Genomic DNA, 16,186 nt, shown 5'->3' with positions numbered 1-16,186 from the left:
TGTAACTCCACTATTTTGACAGTCAAAGGTGATAAGATTGGAATTTCATTTAATTGAATGGCTCGGTTCCTTTAATGCAGCTTCTGCCATCCTATTCAGCATATTATTGAACATAATCATCAGCATCCTGGGGATTATCCCAAGTGCCTTTTTAACAGCTGCCAACATTAAACTTTTCGGCTTTGAGTATGGTTTGATGATCTCCTTCATTGGTGAGGTGCTCGGTGCGATTGTCAGTTTCATCCTTTATCGTAAAGGAATCCAGAAATTCGTTCATAGTCAACGGATCAATCATAGATACTTGCTTAGGTTGAGGGAGTCAACTGGTACAGAAGCTTTTCTCCTTGTTTTAGGCTTAAGGTTATTCCCACTGATGCCTTCAGGGTTAGTGACTTTGTCAGGAGCATTCAGCAAAATGGGGACCATCAATTTTGCGGTGGCCAGCTCTCTTGGTAAAATCCCTTCCATCATTATTGAAGCTTATTCGATACAGGAAGTACTTATCATGAGCTGGAAAGGGAAAGTCATCCTTTTGGCATTGGCTTTGTTTCTGATTGTGTCACTGTGGAAACGGATGAACATGTCTGGAAAGTAGGTGCAATTCCACCTTTTGTAACAGGTTAATCATATAAAAAAAAATGCTCAGAGCATCCTCTGAGCATTTTTAATAGTCTAGTCTGCCTTTATTTGTTCTCTAGTGCTTTTACTAACTCTTCACCCATCAGTTCAGAAGAGAATGGGTCACGGCTTGTGATAATTTGGTCATCAGCCCACACAGCATGGGCTTTTTCATTTAGATCGCCTTTATCATAGTGGGCGACCTTTGTCATTTCCTGCTCAAGGCTGAACGGCAGGATATCAAGCAATCCTTCAGGTTCGATTTCATCTGGGTAACCTGTCACTTTCTTCCCTTCAATAATGCTTTTGCCGTCAGGGCGAAGCGTCCAAATCAGCGGAGCAGGACCATGACACTCTGCAGCCACTATCCCTCCGTTATCATAGACAGTATTGATGATTCGATGTAAATCCTCATCTTTAGCAAGATCATACATTGCTCCGTGTCCGCCTACAACTAGTACTACATCATATTCTTCAGCAAGTACCTCTGTTAGTTTTTGGGTTTCATCTGCACGTCCAGATTCATATAAAGCTTTATACGTTCCTTCAGGATCATAATCTGGTAAAAAGCTCACTTGATCCACAACAGGTTTTCCTCCCAGCGGAGAGGCGATATCTACTTGATGTCCTGCTTTCTCCAAGGCTTCTAATGGGGCGAATAGCTCTTCTCCCCACCATCCCGTTTCGTAATTATTCTCTTCATCCTTATATCCACTTGATAAAACAGCCAATACTTTTGCCATTTCCTATACCTCCTAAAATGATTGTGACTATTAAAAATATCGTAATATATATTTAGACTTAAAAGGACAGGCCAAACACTTCGGGGGTTCATTCTGACCCTGTAGGCAACTTCTCTTGATCCCTTAGATTATTTCACCTTAATGACAATTTTACCGCGTGCATGATGCGTTTCACTCAAGGCATGAGCATCTTTCAGCCCTTGCTCACTGAAGTCAAAAGTCTCGCCGATGACAGGCTTCACTTTCCCTTCAACATAGAGGTCAGCTAATTTTTGCAGCTGCTCGCCATTCGGTTCTAACCATACGAACCCTGCTTCCGCGTTGTAATTTGCTGCCTCTTCCTCAGAAGGCGGCTGGACGATAGAAACAAGCTTTCCATTCTCTTTCAGCACTTTATAGCTTTTGGATTGGATCTCTCCACCCATGGAGTCCAGGACAAGATCAAAATCATTTACTACCTCACTGAAATCCTCTTCTTTATAATTAATGACTTCATCAGCTCCGAGCGACTTTAAGAACTCTGTATTCTTCTCGCTTGCGGTTGTCGCAACATGGGCACCAAAGCTTTTGGCAATTTGGATGGCAAAGAGTCCAACTCCGCCTGCACCAGCATGGATCAATACCTTGTCTCCCTCTTGAATTTTCCCAAAGTCTACAAGACACTGCCATGCCGTCAATCCAGCAAGTGGAATGGATGCTGCTTCATCGAAACTCATCTCTTCCGGCATTTTTGCAAGCAGGTTGTCGTGAACTGACAGGTATTCGGCATAAGTACCCCGGTTCGTTGTTGCCGGACGCGTAAACACACGGTCCCCCACTTTAAAACCTTTTACATTGCTCCCTGTTTCCACAATGACTCCTGCTGCATCCCATCCTAAAACGATCGGGAATTCGAACGGTAGCATTTCTTTTAAATAACCTTCCCGAACCTTCCAATCAATCGGATTAATAGAAGTGGCATGCATTTCTACTAAGACCTGATTTTCCGCAATGCTTGGTTTTTCGATATCTTTCTCTACTAAAACGTCTTTATCTCCATATTCCTCAATAACTATCGCTTTCATCAAGCTTCCTCCTTATATCTTTTATTATTCACAAACACCGTCTGGCCCGCACGTCATGCCTTCACCAAAAAATTCAATTTTCGGCTTTACTTCGAATTCCTTCAAAGTGGCTTGTGGCAAGAGGATTTTTTGGAAATCAAAATCATCCAAGTCCTTGCCGTTTTTCACTTTGTCAGCCCAGTCTTGATTCGCAAGTGCCGCTTTCCCAATCGTGACGATATCTGCTTTTCCGTCTTTAAGTAATGCTTCAGCAGCATTAGGATCTCCTAAAGACCCGTTGGCAATGACCACTGTATCCGTATATTTTTTTACCAGTTCAACAAGAGATGGACCGTTATCACTGAATGCAGGGGCCGCTGCATCAGGCTCTGCAATATGAATATAGTCAATGCCCGCTTCTTCTATTTTGCTAAAAATGACTTCAGCATCTGATTCCCCGCCTGCCCATTTATGATCAGAATCGTTTACTTTCGTTTGGGAGAGGCGGATTCCGACTGGGTAATCGGCACCGACCGCTTCACGAACTGCTTTTATAACCTGGATTGGAAGGCGAAGACGATTTTCAAGAGATCCGCCATATTGGTCCTCGCGTTGATTGGTATAGTCCGTCAAGAATTGGTCAAGGACATATCCGTTTGCACCATGAATTTCAATGCCATCAAACCCTGCTTCCTTAGCATTTTTCGCAGCCTCCACAAATCCATTGATGACACCTTGAATGTCCTCTTCCGTCATTTCCTTTGGCATCGCGAACTCTCCGCTGCCGCCATAGAAACCAAGTTGCTCCCCTTTTGGTTTTACAGCAGATGGGCCAGCCGTTTCTGAAGAGAAGCGATTTCCCTGCGATAATGCGCCTGCATGCATAAGCTGAACGAAGATTTTAGCGCCTTGTTGTCTTACGGAATCAGTCACTTTTTTCCACGCATTGATTTGTTCATCATTAATAATTCCCGGTTGATTGAGATAACCCTGGCTGTATCGATCATCTGTATATGTGCCTTCCGTCAAGATGAAACTAAAACCGCCCTTGGCGAAATTCGTATAGTATTGAGCCATATCTTCTGTAGCCAATCCTTCCGGCGTCGCACTTGTACGTGTCATTGGAGCCAGGCCGATACGATTGGTTAATGAAATGTCCTTAATAGTTGTATTTGAAAATATAGTTGAAAAATCTTCTCTGGTCATGATTGGTGATTCCCTCCATTTATTGATCTTATTTAGGGTTCTTTTTATTCCCATAATTATTCGTATATAAACTGTACCGGATGGTAGGTACAATCCTAACAAAAAAAGAAAAACGGAGTCAACGAAACTGCTTGAGTGTCATCCATTTTCCTATTTCTCCTTTTTATCAACTTGTTAATTGATATTCATATTGAATCATTTCGATAATATCCCTAATTACTTCGATATCTTGTTTAACTTTCATTAATAAAATACCGCCCTCGATTGTCGCAATCAACGCCCGGGCTTTTTTCTGGGTGTTTAGTCCTGACGCAATCTCACCATTTTGCTGCATCTCATCAAGGAGCTGCTGTACTTTTTTCTCCCACTGTTCAAAAAAATGTGCGAGCTTCTCTCTGAATAGCGGATCATGTTCACTCAATTCTATTGCCAGGTTGCCAATGGGACATCCGCGTTTCCCTTCGTGTTCCATCTGTAACGTCAGGACTGTATCAAGCATTTTCTGCAGCTTTACTTTAGGAGGCAGAGACTGGTCAAGAATGCCGACAAACAATTCCTCTGTCATTTCAGCAATTAAATGATCGATGACCGCTTCTCCCAACTCCCGCTTCGACTTGAAGTAATGATAGAACTGCCCTTTCCCGATCCCTGTTTCTGCCAGAATCTCTGAAAGTTTGGTGTTCTCGTATCCTTTCGAGTGAAAAAGGGCGGAAACTGTGCAGATGATGTCATTAACTTTTGAACTCATTAGACTGATGCCTCCTCTCGTGGATTCTGGTTTATATAAAGTCATTCTGATTAGTAGAATTCAAGTAACATCTTTTTTGAATTTTATCATTAGATGGGGAAAAACGGAAGGGAGCTAATGAATGTAAATGAGTGGTGGATAAATTCCGAACCATTCGCAATGGAAAAAGAGGTGTTCTCCGAAAGTCCGAAAGAACACCTCACTTATTAAAACTCTAGAAACGAAGTAGCTTTCTGGGCACCCTTCCTTTTAAAACTCATGCCATTTGTAATCTTTATCCGAGAATTCGTTAGTGTTTTTTGGATAACCAAAATAATAAAGCTTGTTACCATTTGCATCATAGGCCACAGGATTGAGGTTTTCTAATTGCTCGCTAAAAGGAAATAAAAATGAAATACGTTCTCCCTTACTAACCTCCTGCCTTCTAACATATGGCTCTATGCCAGCCTCGATATAAGATACATTTTCATCCATGGACAGGATACTCATATAAGTGAGCGCATTATTTTCAGTGGTTACACTCATTCCGCCAACTAGTCTGACAGGGTCAGAATTATAAGACACATACGTAGAGGTATAACCTTTATACAACCAACCTGATTTACTAGCCAAAACCGTTCGATACTCTTTCTGTTCATCACTCTTATATAACATAACGGTATCGGAATAAACTTCATGCGTATCTATAAGTTCAAAATCTTTTGATAGACCCGCGGAACTTTCTGCAGCACTCTCCGGGGTAAACCGATAACCATTAACCACAATAAACAAAACAATGATTGCTGATATAATCATAACAAAGATTCCTTTTTTCATTGTCCCCTCCTGGTTGTTCTTTTCTTAAAATAGTTAGTGCTCATTATAAAGCAGCTCTTCTTTCCCACTTACTGTATTGATATACCGCCAAGTATGATCCTTGTCACTTAACCCGTACGCATGAACAGGCACCATACCGCCTGAAGTGGAAGAATAAATTACAAAAGTATCAATGTATTCATATTGTCTTTTTTCCGCCAGCTTTCCATCTTCTATTTGTACTTTTTCGGTGAGTGTGTTTAGACCTTGCTCGGGTGAAATCTTTTCGGTGATATCCACTTTCGTATCCGGTTTTAACGGGATTTCCTTGACGCTGCGCATCATCTTGAACTCACCTGATCTCGCATCAAAATGCATGGTGAAGGATCCGTCCGAAAATGCATATACAGGCAATGAGTCGAACATTGGCATAAAGCCAAATGAGTAAAACTTCGCATCATTATTGCTGGATATGTTCACATTGACACCGAGGTACTCGACATTAAAGTTCTTATCTTTTCCGTAAATCCTATTTATCATCGATGTTGCTTTTTCCTTTGCATCATCGACATCTAAAAGCTTCCCTTTCAGCTTAACAGAACCGGAGTCATCGATCCGCAGTGGATAGCCTGAGAATGCATCGACTTCTCCGCTAACATTTTTGTTTTTAGAGGTGAATCTATAGCTGTAATTATCATTTTTCTCCAAATGGATATTAGTGGAGTCCAGATTGAAAATAGATCCGATTCTTTGTTTTAGCTCAGTCTCATTTAATTGTTTTACTTCATCAGGCAGTTGATGGAACCGATTATACGTATAAGTCAGCTTATTGATTTCCTCGAGCGGCTTACTTAATCCCTCAATATCTACAGTTTCAAAATAGGAACTGTATCCATGATTGAACTTGTCGTAGTCCTCTTCAACTACCTGCCAATACTCCTCTGCAAGTTGAATCAGTAAGGCAAACACCTGCTGGTCGGTATTATCCCATCTGCCATCTGATTTCCTTAAGTTAAGATTGTCCAGCGTGGTATAGAGGGATTGCTGCTCTAAATACATGTTGAAATCCTTACGTTTTTGTTCCTCCAACCAGTTTAAGGACTGAGTCAGCTCTTCGACTCCTTCATTCAAGCCTGCAAAAGCCACCTCTTTTAAAAAGTTCAATTCCTCTACTGATGCTTCTGGAGCTGATTGAACGAGATACACTAGATCTTCAGCACCTCTGTGGACTTGATGGTACGCGGAAACCACTCCTTGTCGCTGGTTCTGATAATGATTTGCCAAGATTAATAGGAGGATACTGCTTATGATTACAAGAAAAAACTTCATCCGCCGCAACTTCATCGTTAATCGGATACGCTCATCCAAAGACTGGGGCACAGCAGGTTCCATGTCGCTTAAGCCGCTTGAGGCAAAGCCTTCACCAGAAGTATAGACTGTCCTGCAGTTCTCACACTCACTTAGATGTTCCTCCACTTTTTCTTTGACTGAAGGACTGAGGTCGCCCTCTTCATATAATGGGTATAAATCCTGAACTAGGTCACATGAATATTTCACTATCACTCACCTCCAAACTCCTGTTGATATTTCTCTTTGAACCTTTTCCTGGCTCGATAAATTCCCACCTTGACGCTCCCTTCTGTTTCACCAATTATGGCCGCAATTTCAACATAGGTCATTCCCTGTTGATCTCTAAGCAGCAGGAAAGTTCGGTCCCTTTCAGAAAGACTAGATAAAATGGATGAAATACTGGCCTTCTCCTCCATCGCTTTGAAGCCATCCTCCTTGTCCTGCCACTCTTCATCTATGAGATCGTTACTAATCTCGAACTTTGTGGAACTTTTTTTGCAGTAGCTTAGATATGTATTTCTTGCAATTGTAAACAGCCAGGATTTCAAAGAACTTTCTCCACGGAAGTTCTTCAGGGATTTAAACGCTTTGGTGAAAGTATCATGAGTCAGCTCTTCTGCTATATGGGGATTGCCTGTGTTCTTCAATAAGTAAGAGTAAATAGAACCTTTATATGTTTCGTACAACTCACTAAACGGTTCGGCCATCTCATCCCCCTTCTCCCTCACACGTATTGACTCTTTCGTTTGGAAAAAGTTACAGGGGAAATTTATTTTCAAAAAAAAAATCCTAAGAGTTTATTTTATCCCATCTGAGTTACAAACCTTTCCAATTTTAACATACTAATGCGCTGGATCCCGAGGGGGTTTTTCAATAAACGTAGTGGAATAATTTTTAAAGTGGCAAAATCGGTGAAACGAGAGCCTAATACTAACGGGTATTCGGGGGACGAATGAAGCGGAAATTGCATGCTAAAGAGAGACTAGCGGGCCAGTGATTCCCACCGCCCCTAAAAAACCTTGTGGTGAATTAGGGGCGGCTGCTTGTTCAGCAAATGCCCGGCTTTTGAATTTATTATTGGTTGCTTAACTTATAGTTCATCGATTGTCTTAAAAATCCCTGAATACATGTCCTTAATATGAGCATCTGTTTTTTCATCATTATATAAGCCAAATCCCCAGCTGTTTAATGTCTCGCCGTCTTCCGACATAAGAATTCCCACAGAGTGGTTAGTACCGCTGCTCCAGCCCCAAGAATCAGAATACTTTTCATCTTCCACAGTAAAAGGGATATGACTCCTAGCTGATATAAAAAAGATGGGAATAGCAGAATTCTTATACAGCTCAGCGTATTGACTTTCTGATGCCTCTATAAGATGCTCCTTTGTAATAAATATTGCATCATAGGGACTCAAATCTCTATTATTTAACTCATCAAAAGAAATCTCATTGAATTTCACTTGTACTTCTTTAATTGCAGGCGGCTCTCCAATAACGCCAATATTAAGGGCTTCCCCTTCGTACATCTCAAAGTCGGGATTTTGAAAACAAGCAGATAGCATGCCAAAGAGTACGATAACAATTATAAAAATGTGTTTTCCCTTCAATTTATCCCCCTCCACATAACATAAAACAGCAGTAATTAGACGACTGCAGAACATTTATAGTTTCGAATTATTCAGTCGCCATTGACACCTGAAGCATTTAGTTGACCTCTGGTTATTGCCCACAACTCAATTAGCAAAATTCAGCACCATTTATCATTCTTTTTAAAAATTCTATTTTTCTACTATCTTTATTATTATTGTTGTCTGCCCGGTAGCTATCCTTTGAAGAAGCTTCATAAACCCTTAAATATTGCTCTGGATTCAGTAGATAATACTTTACGTCTCCCAATTGATGCATTTGTAGATCATTTAACTGTATTCCTGCAAAACTCGGTAAAGTGTCAATAATACCAAACTCAACTGATAATCCATCTTTAGTGAACTCGTGTTCGTGCAAATCTATTAAGCTATATCCCATTAGCTCCATAATGTTCACTACATCGTTCCAGTTATGTATATTTAATTCAGGCGGTACTTCCCAGCCTCTTTCGTCACCTGGTATATGAATATCTAAGTCTTGTGCATCCCAACTCTTTCCGGTAACTATCTCCAAACCAACCGACCCCATTAACAATGGGATAATATTGATATCATTTAGCTTTTTTGTAATTTTAATAAACTCATTGAACTTGTGATTATCCATATGTCCACCTCTTTTCATTTTCACAATTATTTCTCTCGGCAAAACCTGTCTCAAGCAGGCCAGAGTCCCATCATAACCAGGAAAGAATGTTATCTTTCAATGCCCCTTTTAAAAGGAAACCCCAATAATCCATTTTCCTAATGTATAGCCTGCTGAAAGGCATAAAAAGCCAAACGTCACATAAAAACTATACTTTAAAAACGGATTTTTCTTTACAATTTCTTTCATCAGTTTCTGTCCTCCATCAGCTGTAAATCACCTTAATAATCTCTTTGTTTTCTTTTACGCGGCATATTAAGAAAAACCAATGCTATTCCTAGACTTAACAAGATCACATTAGAAAAAGTTACTCCTTTGTAAAATATATAATATGCACCTATCCCGGTTACGAAATAACCAAGTGCTTCTTTAATTGTACTAATAACTTTTTGTTTCAAAATCAGTACATCCCCCTCATTCTTTCACTATCTTTTTCTATTAAGCGTTACCCTCTCGTAAATATACGCTTGGCCAGACTCCCTTTATAAAGAGCACCCGCTGTTCTACGTTACTTCAAGCACAAATAGGATACTATTTTCTCTTTACCACCTTAGTATATAACCAAGGAATTCCCACATATAAAATAATCCCAGACAGAAAGGAAAGGAAGAGGAACTGACTAATAACATTATTTAAGAAAAGCAGCACTATCGTCCCTAAGACAAATATCCTCCAATAGAGAATTAAATTTTTCAGAACTATTCCCCCTGTTATCGAGATTTGATTTCAAGAAAAATTACGGATTTAATTTGAAATCTCCTATTAAATTCTTAATAATTAGGATAAATAGTTATAGGGAATTAGTAACTTATGTGCATAACAGATTTCACTCATTTTTATAAGCCTTATACCAATGATATGGTTGTATTTCTTTCAACAATTTGTATTCTAGTTCTCCACTTGGATGGGTTACAGCTGCTTTAACATTTTCTCCCCAGTAAAATAACCTCTCCTGACAGATGCCACAAGGAGTTAGAATTTTAAACTCGGAGTTTTCATCTTCCCGCACTACACAAATACTATGTGTGACCTTGGCGTTAAATTTATGTGCTTCAAGGATTGCACCAGTTTCAATACACAATTCTGTTGAAGCATTGATTATCTCTGGAGAGACACTGGTTAAGATTCGACCGTCTTCAGTGTGCATCGCCGCTGTTCCTCCCCAACCTTCTGGATACCTTTCTTTGATTAAATCAACCGCTGATTGATAAAGTTGTTCTTCAATATTCATTTTCATCCCTACAATATAATCAAATTTTTTATCTTTATTGACCCAAAACAAAACTCTCACCAATTATTTCGAAACAAATCACTTTCTCAAGGATATTTTAGAAGTATAAGCCTATCCTGTTATGGAAAAGCCCCTTTAGCATTTTGTCCTAATTTGCTTCCCGAACAAAGATTATCTCTATGTAAGAAGCACTTCCGTATGATCCTGTTCCTGGGGCAAAGATTTGAACTAATTCCCACCCCTCCTTGGCATGTGCATGAATGACTTCTTGATAATCTGAAGAAGGTTTGCTGTTAACCCCTTTCAAACCTGATAATTCAATCTTTTCAAATTTGTATTCTTTCACCATAATCATCTCCTTTATGATATACATCTACGAGTGACTATTAATAAAGTTTCATTTTTAGATGGGATTTTATAACATTTTTTAGCGAGTCAGAAATCTTATTCTCAGGCCGGTTTTAGTAGAAGTTGAAGATTGATTTAGTAAGGTCCTGGTAGAAATTATGATTACTACTGCGAGTGTTCGCTTCTAATTAACAAAGGTTTTACGCAAATACGGTCATGGTTTCATAGGACAAATTATATTATAGAGAGCCCAACTATACATTTTTATGTAATACCAATCCGGTCAAAAATTGAGCAGCTTACTCAAGAAAAAAAGAAGCTCATCCTTATCCGGATAGCCCTCATTGCTTGAATAAGAAAAGACATAATGACAAAACTAAAATATATTATCTTACTATCATTAACTATAAGCGGAGGCAGAAATGAAGATACTGAGTTTATTTGTAGTCTGTAGTATGGTGATGAGTGCTCTTACTGGCTTTGAAAAGCAACAGTATTTCAATATAAAAGAGGTTAATATCGAGGTAAAAGATAATATTCTTAGCTATGAGGTCATATTACAAACAGATGATGGGACACCCATTGAAAGCCGCTACGATTATCCAGGGCAAAAGATTCAGGGATTTGAATTAGCAGTGATTCCAAATAAACCATTGGCAGACCTTATGGAGCTTGAAATATATAAAGAGTCAAAGTTTACAAAAATGCGTCCAAACCAAATTGGAACTCGAGCTTCTTCTAGAGAGGATGAGATCATTTTATTTAGTGAATATGTTATAAAAAATAATTCAGACCTGGTAAAATTAGAAAAACTAGCAATGCAAGAGGCAATTTTATTCATCTTTGATGGTGCAAACAAAATAAAAGAACAGCCAATTTCAAGGAACTTATATTGAGTTTTTAAGGCTTCCAGGGGGCGTTTGCTTGTGCAGTAATCGCCCTTTTATCCGAAAATATAGGTGCATTTCACCTGATAGTTTTTGCAATCTCAACCATTTCATTTTTCGTTAAATAAGAACTGTCCATTTGCAGATATGTCCCATCTTTTATCCAAGTTAAAAGCCCGCCACTTATTAACTTTCCATTTAATTTTCTTCCACTGTTAGCCCATTCTTGATAACAAGCTGGGGGCATCATTGATTTTTATCCTATCTCCCTTCGAAAACTCTTCTGCCCATTGACTGATTACCCCTTTTGGAGGCTTTTTTTTCTTCTATCCTTATCATTAATTTCTCCTTATTTTCATTCAAATAATGCAAAGTAATGCCGCTTACATTTCCATCCTTATAATCGTGGGTTTTTATTTCTAAAGTCCACTCTTCAGGAATCTTTACTGGAACCAGCAATTTAAAATCCATCTTTTCCTTTAATTCATCTATTGTTATGCTGTTGTGTTTATACTTAATTTCATTAGCGGAGACTATTAAAGTAATAGTACTGAGAAATATAATCAGCAATAAACTTGAAATAAGTTTCATCCAAACACCTCGTATTCCTTTTAAACAGTATTATTCCCAATACTCTATATATAATTTAAATAAAGCGGATTGCATAAATAGCAACCGCTCCAGACTGAATGTATTTCTTTCGTTTATAGTTATTATCTAAGCTTTATCAGCAAACGCCCCTGCTGAAAATATGTATTGGCCAAAATCATTGACTTATCTTCAAGTAATGCCACGTTAATTGAAGACCCTATATACTTACTAAAATAGAATAAACAAATAGTAAAACTAAACTGACTCCAGTAACATATTTTGAGATTTGTTTAAGTCGATCACTTTCATATGTTTTAATTAACAAGTAGAAAAAGCCGATTACCCAAATACCGTTTTGAAAAAAAGTAGAAATTATATTTCTAAGCATATTGAAATAAAAAAAATAGTCCATCAGCGGCCCTCCTGTTGGCATAGTTCCATACCTGATTTACGTCCTTTTTTTGAACCCCAATCTTTTAGTGCTAACGTTAACCTGATCATTTACTTGAACAAAGGGCGACTGCCTGCTGAGCAAGCGCCCTCTTTACTTTAAGAAAGGAAGGGATTTTCTTAATAATATGTTGTATTCGTGGGTGTTAATCACACCATATATTAACATCCAATCAAGAACGAGTACAATGTCCTCTTGTCTTACTTCGTTCCTAATCTCCTTTCTAATGGTTCTGTCTCTGCTGTAGCCATGACTGATATAGAACACCGTAATGATGAAACCTAATAAAATCACGACGAGGAAATATAGCTCATTCAACTTGCTTCACCTCAGTTCTGCCGGCTGCCCGGATTCCTACTCTTTTCTTCTTTTTATGTTTCCTTCGTGGCTATCTAAATAGTTATGAGTTCAATTTCTCAAGTTTCATTGAATAGAGAGCTGCCGCTTGTTCAAAAAATTCAACAGTTATCGAAAGCTATTCTTAACGGTGTTCTACTCTGTTCTTCCTTCATATGCACCACCATCATAAACCCCTGATATCCAATAGAGTTCTCCGTCCATATCATAAGCCTCAATTTTAAGTGGGTCAGGTTCACCTTTTTGCGTTTCCTCTAATCCTTCAAAAGTAGTAAACCAATATCTTTCGCCTTCTGGTATATCAATTATTTTAGCTTGTTGCTCAATCGTCCTTTGTTTTACAATCACGGTCTTGATCTTTTCGTCTGTAATAACTCCAGCAAAAATAGCCATATGTGTATTATTATCCATTGTCCAATCAAACCCATCTTGGGGGGTTAATTCTGCATTTGTTGTATCTTGAAAGTAATCAAGTTCTTCTTCATAAAAAGCACCTCTAAATCCACTCTTATCTATATATAGAATCATTTTCCCGCCCTTATGCTCTTCAATATAAAGAATATTTGTCGATTGTGGAAACGGTACTAGTTTCATAACTTGTTCCTCAACTGTTGTTTTATTATTTGTACAAGCACTTATTGTGAGAATACAGAAAAACAAAACACCCAATTTTATTAATGGTTTTAGTTTCAAATAAGCCCTCCTCACCGCAGCTTTTTATCGTTTAATTAAACTGCCGTCTCATTTATGGAATAATGTTACATATTTTTATTTTAACATTTTTTTCTAACAGTCTTCGTTATTCACATACACAAAATAATTCAGTAAATATCTGATAAACAAAAAACGCACCGTAATTCTAAAGAATTACAGTGCGTATTGCTTTGATATTTACTTGATTGCATTTGTGAAGTAATCCTGTAAATGGTTCACAATGGCCTTTCCAAATAAACTAATTAACAGCAATCACTTTCGTTCCCGACAAGGGCTAATCCATTTTGTTCTTCATTGAATTCAAGAGTCATGTTCTCTGTCGTGGATTCAATTTGGGGGTCAATAGCCACCTTGATGTAGTTTATGGTAATTACTTTATCATTCTCATCCGGCTCATCCAGAGCCAGTCCTACTTTTGGCTGTCCTCAGCCAAAGCCGGCAAAATAAAGTCGAACATTCTGTGCGTCGTGTTCTTGGAGTAATTGCTTCAAGACGTCACGCGCTTGATCTGTAATATTCACGTTCTACACACCTCAATTTATTATTTGTAACCTTCCTTTGCTATTGTAACTTATGAAATGGGATAAAGTCGATTCAAAGACTCTTTCATTTCGGGTTTTACCTTAATTTTCGGTCGGACAGCCATTGCCATGGATTCTGCTTCTTCTATGCTGCCGGCTTTTCCAAGGGCCAATAAGGTTCCGATTGCGACGGTCCCTGTCCGATTGCTGCCGCCGCCACAGTGGAAATAGACTTTCTTTCCTTCGTTGTATGCGTCCACCACTTGGTCGACAGATTTCTTTATAGACTCATCCTGCATGTCGGCATCGTCTACAATCGGGCTGTGGATTCTGTCAAATTCCACTTTTGATGTTTCTGCACGCAAATCGAAGATGACATCCACCTTTTCATTTTCCAGCACCTCTTTTGCATCATCTGCGCCCCCGATAAAAATTCGGTCTTTGATTAATTCATTATAGTTTCTGGTTGTCATTTTTTTACCCGCTTTCTTTTTTAAAATAACAGCTAAGACTGTTCTGTATATTTTCTTAATTCGTCATATCCGGTGCGGTCATCACTCATCAAAGGAACAATTGCACATCGATCGCTCAACTCATTTGATACTTTTTGGATCCAAACAGTTTCCGCTATAGCTCTTCCTTTCAGCACCGGGTCACTCGTTTCGGTTGCGTAAAGGCTTTGATTGATCAACCACCATTTCGGGTTGATGTCAGCCCGTTTCAGATCATCCTGTAAGCGGCTGGCTTCCAATACTGGTGTCGCTTCCGCCAATGTCACGATCACAACACTTGTTTCTTCAGGGTTTCGCAATCGAGGCAATAATTCCTTGACACTCGCTGGGATTTCACCTGTGGAGCGAGCCAGTTCTTTATGGTAAGACTGGGCTGCATCGAGAAGCAGCAAGGTATGCCCGGATGGTGCCGTATCAATGACAACGATTTCTTCCTTAGCTTTATCGACCACTTCTGCAAAGGCACGGAAGACGGCAATCTCCTCAGTACATGGTGAATTCAAATCTTCTTCTATATAAGCCAGCGCCTCTTCATCAAGGTCCTCGCTCACATTGGACAACACTTCTGTTTTATAATCTTCTACCTCTTTTTTCGGATCGATGCGGCTTATCGAAAGGTTCGGATTCAATTCTCCCTGTTTGAACATGAACTCAAGATGAGCAGCAGGATCCGTAGTGGTCAGATGGACTTTATGCCCCTTTTCCACCAACCCAACAGCAATCGCAGAGGCCATTGTTGTTTTTCCAACTCCGCCTTTTCCCATTGTAAAAATAACTCTTGTACCATTGGATGAGAAGTCCTCCACCATCTCGTTTAATCCAGGCAGCTTGATGGTCTGTTTCTCTGAAGAAGCTTCTTCATCAGAAATGATTTGCTGATTCAAAAGATTTCGCAAGTTCGATAATCCCGTTAATGAATAAGAAACGAATGGCAGAGAAAAACTCGACACTCTTTTTAACTCTTCCGGCATGTGCTGTAATGCAGTTTGCTGACGGTGATATAACGATGCCGAAATTTTATCCTCTTCAACATGTGTTTGCATGAGGCCGTTAATGATAAGATGCTGGTTGCCGATGCCGATCTCCCGTAATTCTTTTGAGGCCCGGCTTGCTTCCTGTAATGATGATTCATCCGGTCGTGCTACAAGGTAAAGGGTCGTTTGCTCAGAATCTGCCAAAGCTTTCATTGTGTCGCTATACGCTTGTTTCTTTTCGGCAAGCCCCGATAACGGTCCTAAACAAGAAGCTCCATGTGTGCTCTCCTCAAGGAAACCGCTCCACGCCGTCGGCAGCTGAAGCAGACGAAGGGTATGCCCTGTAGGCGCCGTATCAAAAAGGATATGATCATATGATTCGATGACGGATCGATCGGATAATAAATTAGTGAACTCATCAAATGCTGCAATTTCGACCGTGCAGGCACCCGACAGTTGTTCTTCCATCGTCGAAACGACTGACTCAGGCAGCTTTCCTCTGAAGGGACCGATGACCTTTTCCCTGTATGTACGGGCTGCTTCCTCAGGATCGAGATTGCATGCTGAAAGATTCGAGGCCCCTGGGACTGGCATTGGCGTGTTGGTGAGATCCACTTCCAGAACATCCTGAAGGTTGGAAGCAGGATCTGTGCTGACAAGCAGAACTTTTTCCCCTTCTTCCGCAAGCTTCAGCGCGGTTGCACAGGCAGTCGACGTTTTACCGACTCCGCCTTTTCCTGTGAAAAATATAAATTTCGCACCTGCGATCGTTTGTGTATTGAACGGCTGGAACAAAGCTGTCATCCTCT

At 39.6% G+C, this 16,186-nt stretch carries 19 protein-coding genes; 2 read left to right on the top strand and 17 right to left on the bottom strand.

The annotated features are described in order from the left end of the window. Window positions 1–37 precede the first annotated feature (37 nt). The gene (locus BSG1_RS02190; RefSeq protein ID WP_006835169.1) at window positions 38–595 is read left to right on the top strand and encodes a TVP38/TMEM64 family protein; all 558 of its coding nucleotides are present in this window, start codon (window positions 38–40) and stop codon (window positions 593–595) included. 88 nt (window positions 596–683) lie between these two features. On the opposite strand, the gene BSG1_RS02185 is transcribed toward BSG1_RS02190, so the two are convergent. The 12 genes from BSG1_RS02185 to BSG1_RS02135 form a co-directional block, all read right to left on the bottom strand. Next, window positions 684–1,361, bottom strand: coding sequence for a type 1 glutamine amidotransferase domain-containing protein (locus BSG1_RS02185; protein ID WP_006835168.1), 678 nt, complete (start codon window positions 1,359–1,361; stop codon window positions 684–686). 128 nt (window positions 1,362–1,489) lie between these two features. Continuing rightward, window positions 1,490–2,425 carry an NADP-dependent oxidoreductase gene (locus tag BSG1_RS02180; protein WP_006835167.1) on the bottom strand — a complete coding sequence of 312 codons (936 nt, stop codon included), beginning with the start codon at window positions 2,423–2,425 and terminating at the stop codon, window positions 1,490–1,492. A 24-nt stretch (window positions 2,426–2,449) separates the two neighbouring features. Further along, entirely contained in the window at window positions 2,450–3,610 is a 1,161-nt protein-coding gene (locus BSG1_RS02175; RefSeq protein ID WP_044022213.1) for an oxidoreductase, read from the bottom strand. Between the two features lie 166 nt (window positions 3,611–3,776). Continuing rightward, entirely contained in the window at window positions 3,777–4,358 is a 582-nt protein-coding gene (locus tag BSG1_RS02170) for a TetR/AcrR family transcriptional regulator (RefSeq protein ID WP_044022212.1), read from the bottom strand. A 249-nt stretch (window positions 4,359–4,607) separates the two neighbouring features. After that, window positions 4,608–5,174: a hypothetical protein gene (locus BSG1_RS02165; RefSeq protein ID WP_006835163.1), complete on the bottom strand. Its 567-nt coding sequence runs from the start codon at window positions 5,172–5,174 to the stop codon at window positions 4,608–4,610. Window positions 5,175–5,207: 33 nt separating this feature from the next. After that, window positions 5,208–6,710, bottom strand: coding sequence for a zf-HC2 domain-containing protein (locus BSG1_RS02160; RefSeq protein WP_044022211.1), 1,503 nt, complete (start codon window positions 6,708–6,710; stop codon window positions 5,208–5,210). Between the two features lie 2 nt (window positions 6,711–6,712). Next, window positions 6,713–7,210, bottom strand: coding sequence for an RNA polymerase sigma factor (locus BSG1_RS02155; RefSeq protein ID WP_044022210.1), 498 nt, complete (start codon window positions 7,208–7,210; stop codon window positions 6,713–6,715). 383 nt (window positions 7,211–7,593) lie between these two features. Continuing rightward, window positions 7,594–8,109: a hypothetical protein gene (locus BSG1_RS02150; protein ID WP_232214166.1), complete on the bottom strand. Its 516-nt coding sequence runs from the start codon at window positions 8,107–8,109 to the stop codon at window positions 7,594–7,596. Window positions 8,110–8,239: 130 nt separating this feature from the next. Beyond that, window positions 8,240–8,752: a hypothetical protein gene (locus BSG1_RS02145; protein ID WP_044022209.1), complete on the bottom strand. Its 513-nt coding sequence runs from the start codon at window positions 8,750–8,752 to the stop codon at window positions 8,240–8,242. Window positions 8,753–9,012: 260 nt separating this feature from the next. After that, on the bottom strand, window positions 9,013–9,189 hold the full coding sequence (locus BSG1_RS21250) for a hypothetical protein (RefSeq protein ID WP_156791333.1): 177 nt from the start codon (window positions 9,187–9,189) through the stop codon (window positions 9,013–9,015). A gap of 428 nt (window positions 9,190–9,617) precedes the next feature. After that, window positions 9,618–10,022 carry a cytidine deaminase gene (locus BSG1_RS02140; protein ID WP_044022323.1) on the bottom strand — a complete coding sequence of 135 codons (405 nt, stop codon included), beginning with the start codon at window positions 10,020–10,022 and terminating at the stop codon, window positions 9,618–9,620. Between the two features lie 148 nt (window positions 10,023–10,170). Beyond that, window positions 10,171–10,371 (bottom strand): DUF4177 domain-containing protein, encoded by a 201-nt coding sequence (locus tag BSG1_RS02135; protein WP_442852148.1) that lies wholly within the window; start codon window positions 10,369–10,371, stop codon window positions 10,171–10,173. A gap of 421 nt (window positions 10,372–10,792) precedes the next feature. On the opposite strand from BSG1_RS02135, the gene BSG1_RS02130 reads away from it, so the two are divergent. Next, window positions 10,793–11,266 (top strand): hypothetical protein, encoded by a 474-nt coding sequence (locus tag BSG1_RS02130; protein ID WP_044022208.1) that lies wholly within the window; start codon window positions 10,793–10,795, stop codon window positions 11,264–11,266. A 252-nt stretch (window positions 11,267–11,518) separates the two neighbouring features. On the opposite strand, the gene BSG1_RS02125 is transcribed toward BSG1_RS02130, so the two are convergent. The 5 genes from BSG1_RS02125 to arsA form a co-directional block, all read right to left on the bottom strand. Continuing rightward, complete coding sequence (locus tag BSG1_RS02125) at window positions 11,519–11,848, bottom strand: hypothetical protein (RefSeq protein WP_006835153.1); 330 nt, start codon at window positions 11,846–11,848, stop codon at window positions 11,519–11,521. 544 nt (window positions 11,849–12,392) lie between these two features. Further along, on the bottom strand, window positions 12,393–12,617 hold the full coding sequence (locus BSG1_RS02115) for a hypothetical protein (RefSeq protein ID WP_044022207.1): 225 nt from the start codon (window positions 12,615–12,617) through the stop codon (window positions 12,393–12,395). A 174-nt stretch (window positions 12,618–12,791) separates the two neighbouring features. Beyond that, a complete protein-coding gene (locus BSG1_RS02110; RefSeq protein WP_006835152.1) occupies window positions 12,792–13,349 on the bottom strand; it encodes a hypothetical protein in 558 nt (185 codons plus the stop codon). 592 nt (window positions 13,350–13,941) lie between these two features. Continuing rightward, window positions 13,942–14,364 (bottom strand): protein-tyrosine phosphatase family protein, encoded by a 423-nt coding sequence (locus BSG1_RS02105; RefSeq protein ID WP_006835150.1) that lies wholly within the window; start codon window positions 14,362–14,364, stop codon window positions 13,942–13,944. A 32-nt stretch (window positions 14,365–14,396) separates the two neighbouring features. Next, window positions 14,397–16,181, bottom strand: coding sequence for an arsenical pump-driving ATPase (arsA, locus tag BSG1_RS02100; RefSeq protein WP_006835149.1), 1,785 nt, complete (start codon window positions 16,179–16,181; stop codon window positions 14,397–14,399). Between the last annotated feature and the right edge of the window lie 5 nt (window positions 16,182–16,186).

Origin of the sequence: Bacillus sp. SG-1 (assembly GCF_000181495.1) — a bacterium.
Taxonomy (GTDB): domain Bacteria; phylum Bacillota; class Bacilli; order Bacillales; family Bacillaceae_B; genus Rossellomorea.
This window is presented reverse-complemented; position numbering and strand designations above follow the sequence as displayed.

Coding starts and splice junctions, on each gene's coding strand:
- BSG1_RS02180 (WP_006835167.1), bottom strand. CDS start 2,425: ATGAAAGCGATAGTTATTGAGGAATATGGAGATAAAGACGTTTTAGTA.
- BSG1_RS02140 (WP_044022323.1), bottom strand. CDS start 10,022: ATGAATATTGAAGAACAACTTTATCAATCAGCGGTTGATTTAATCAAA.
- BSG1_RS02165 (WP_006835163.1), bottom strand. CDS start 5,174: ATGAAAAAAGGAATCTTTGTTATGATTATATCAGCAATCATTGTTTTG.
- BSG1_RS02185 (WP_006835168.1), bottom strand. CDS start 1,361: ATGGCAAAAGTATTGGCTGTTTTATCAAGTGGATATAAGGATGAAGAG.
- BSG1_RS02175 (WP_044022213.1), bottom strand. CDS start 3,610: ATGACCAGAGAAGATTTTTCAACTATATTTTCAAATACAACTATTAAG.
- BSG1_RS02105 (WP_006835150.1), bottom strand. CDS start 14,364: ATGACAACCAGAAACTATAATGAATTAATCAAAGACCGAATTTTTATC.
- BSG1_RS02170 (WP_044022212.1), bottom strand. CDS start 4,358: ATGAGTTCAAAAGTTAATGACATCATCTGCACAGTTTCCGCCCTTTTT.
- BSG1_RS02130 (WP_044022208.1), top strand. CDS start 10,793: ATGAAGATACTGAGTTTATTTGTAGTCTGTAGTATGGTGATGAGTGCT.
- BSG1_RS02145 (WP_044022209.1), bottom strand. CDS start 8,752: ATGGATAATCACAAGTTCAATGAGTTTATTAAAATTACAAAAAAGCTA.
- BSG1_RS02125 (WP_006835153.1), bottom strand. CDS start 11,848: ATGAAACTTATTTCAAGTTTATTGCTGATTATATTTCTCAGTACTATT.
- BSG1_RS02135 (WP_442852148.1), bottom strand. CDS start 10,371: ATGGTGAAAGAATACAAATTTGAAAAGATTGAATTATCAGGTTTGAAA.
- BSG1_RS02155 (WP_044022210.1), bottom strand. CDS start 7,210: ATGGCCGAACCGTTTAGTGAGTTGTACGAAACATATAAAGGTTCTATT.
- arsA (WP_006835149.1), bottom strand. CDS start 16,181: ATGACAGCTTTGTTCCAGCCGTTCAATACACAAACGATCGCAGGTGCG.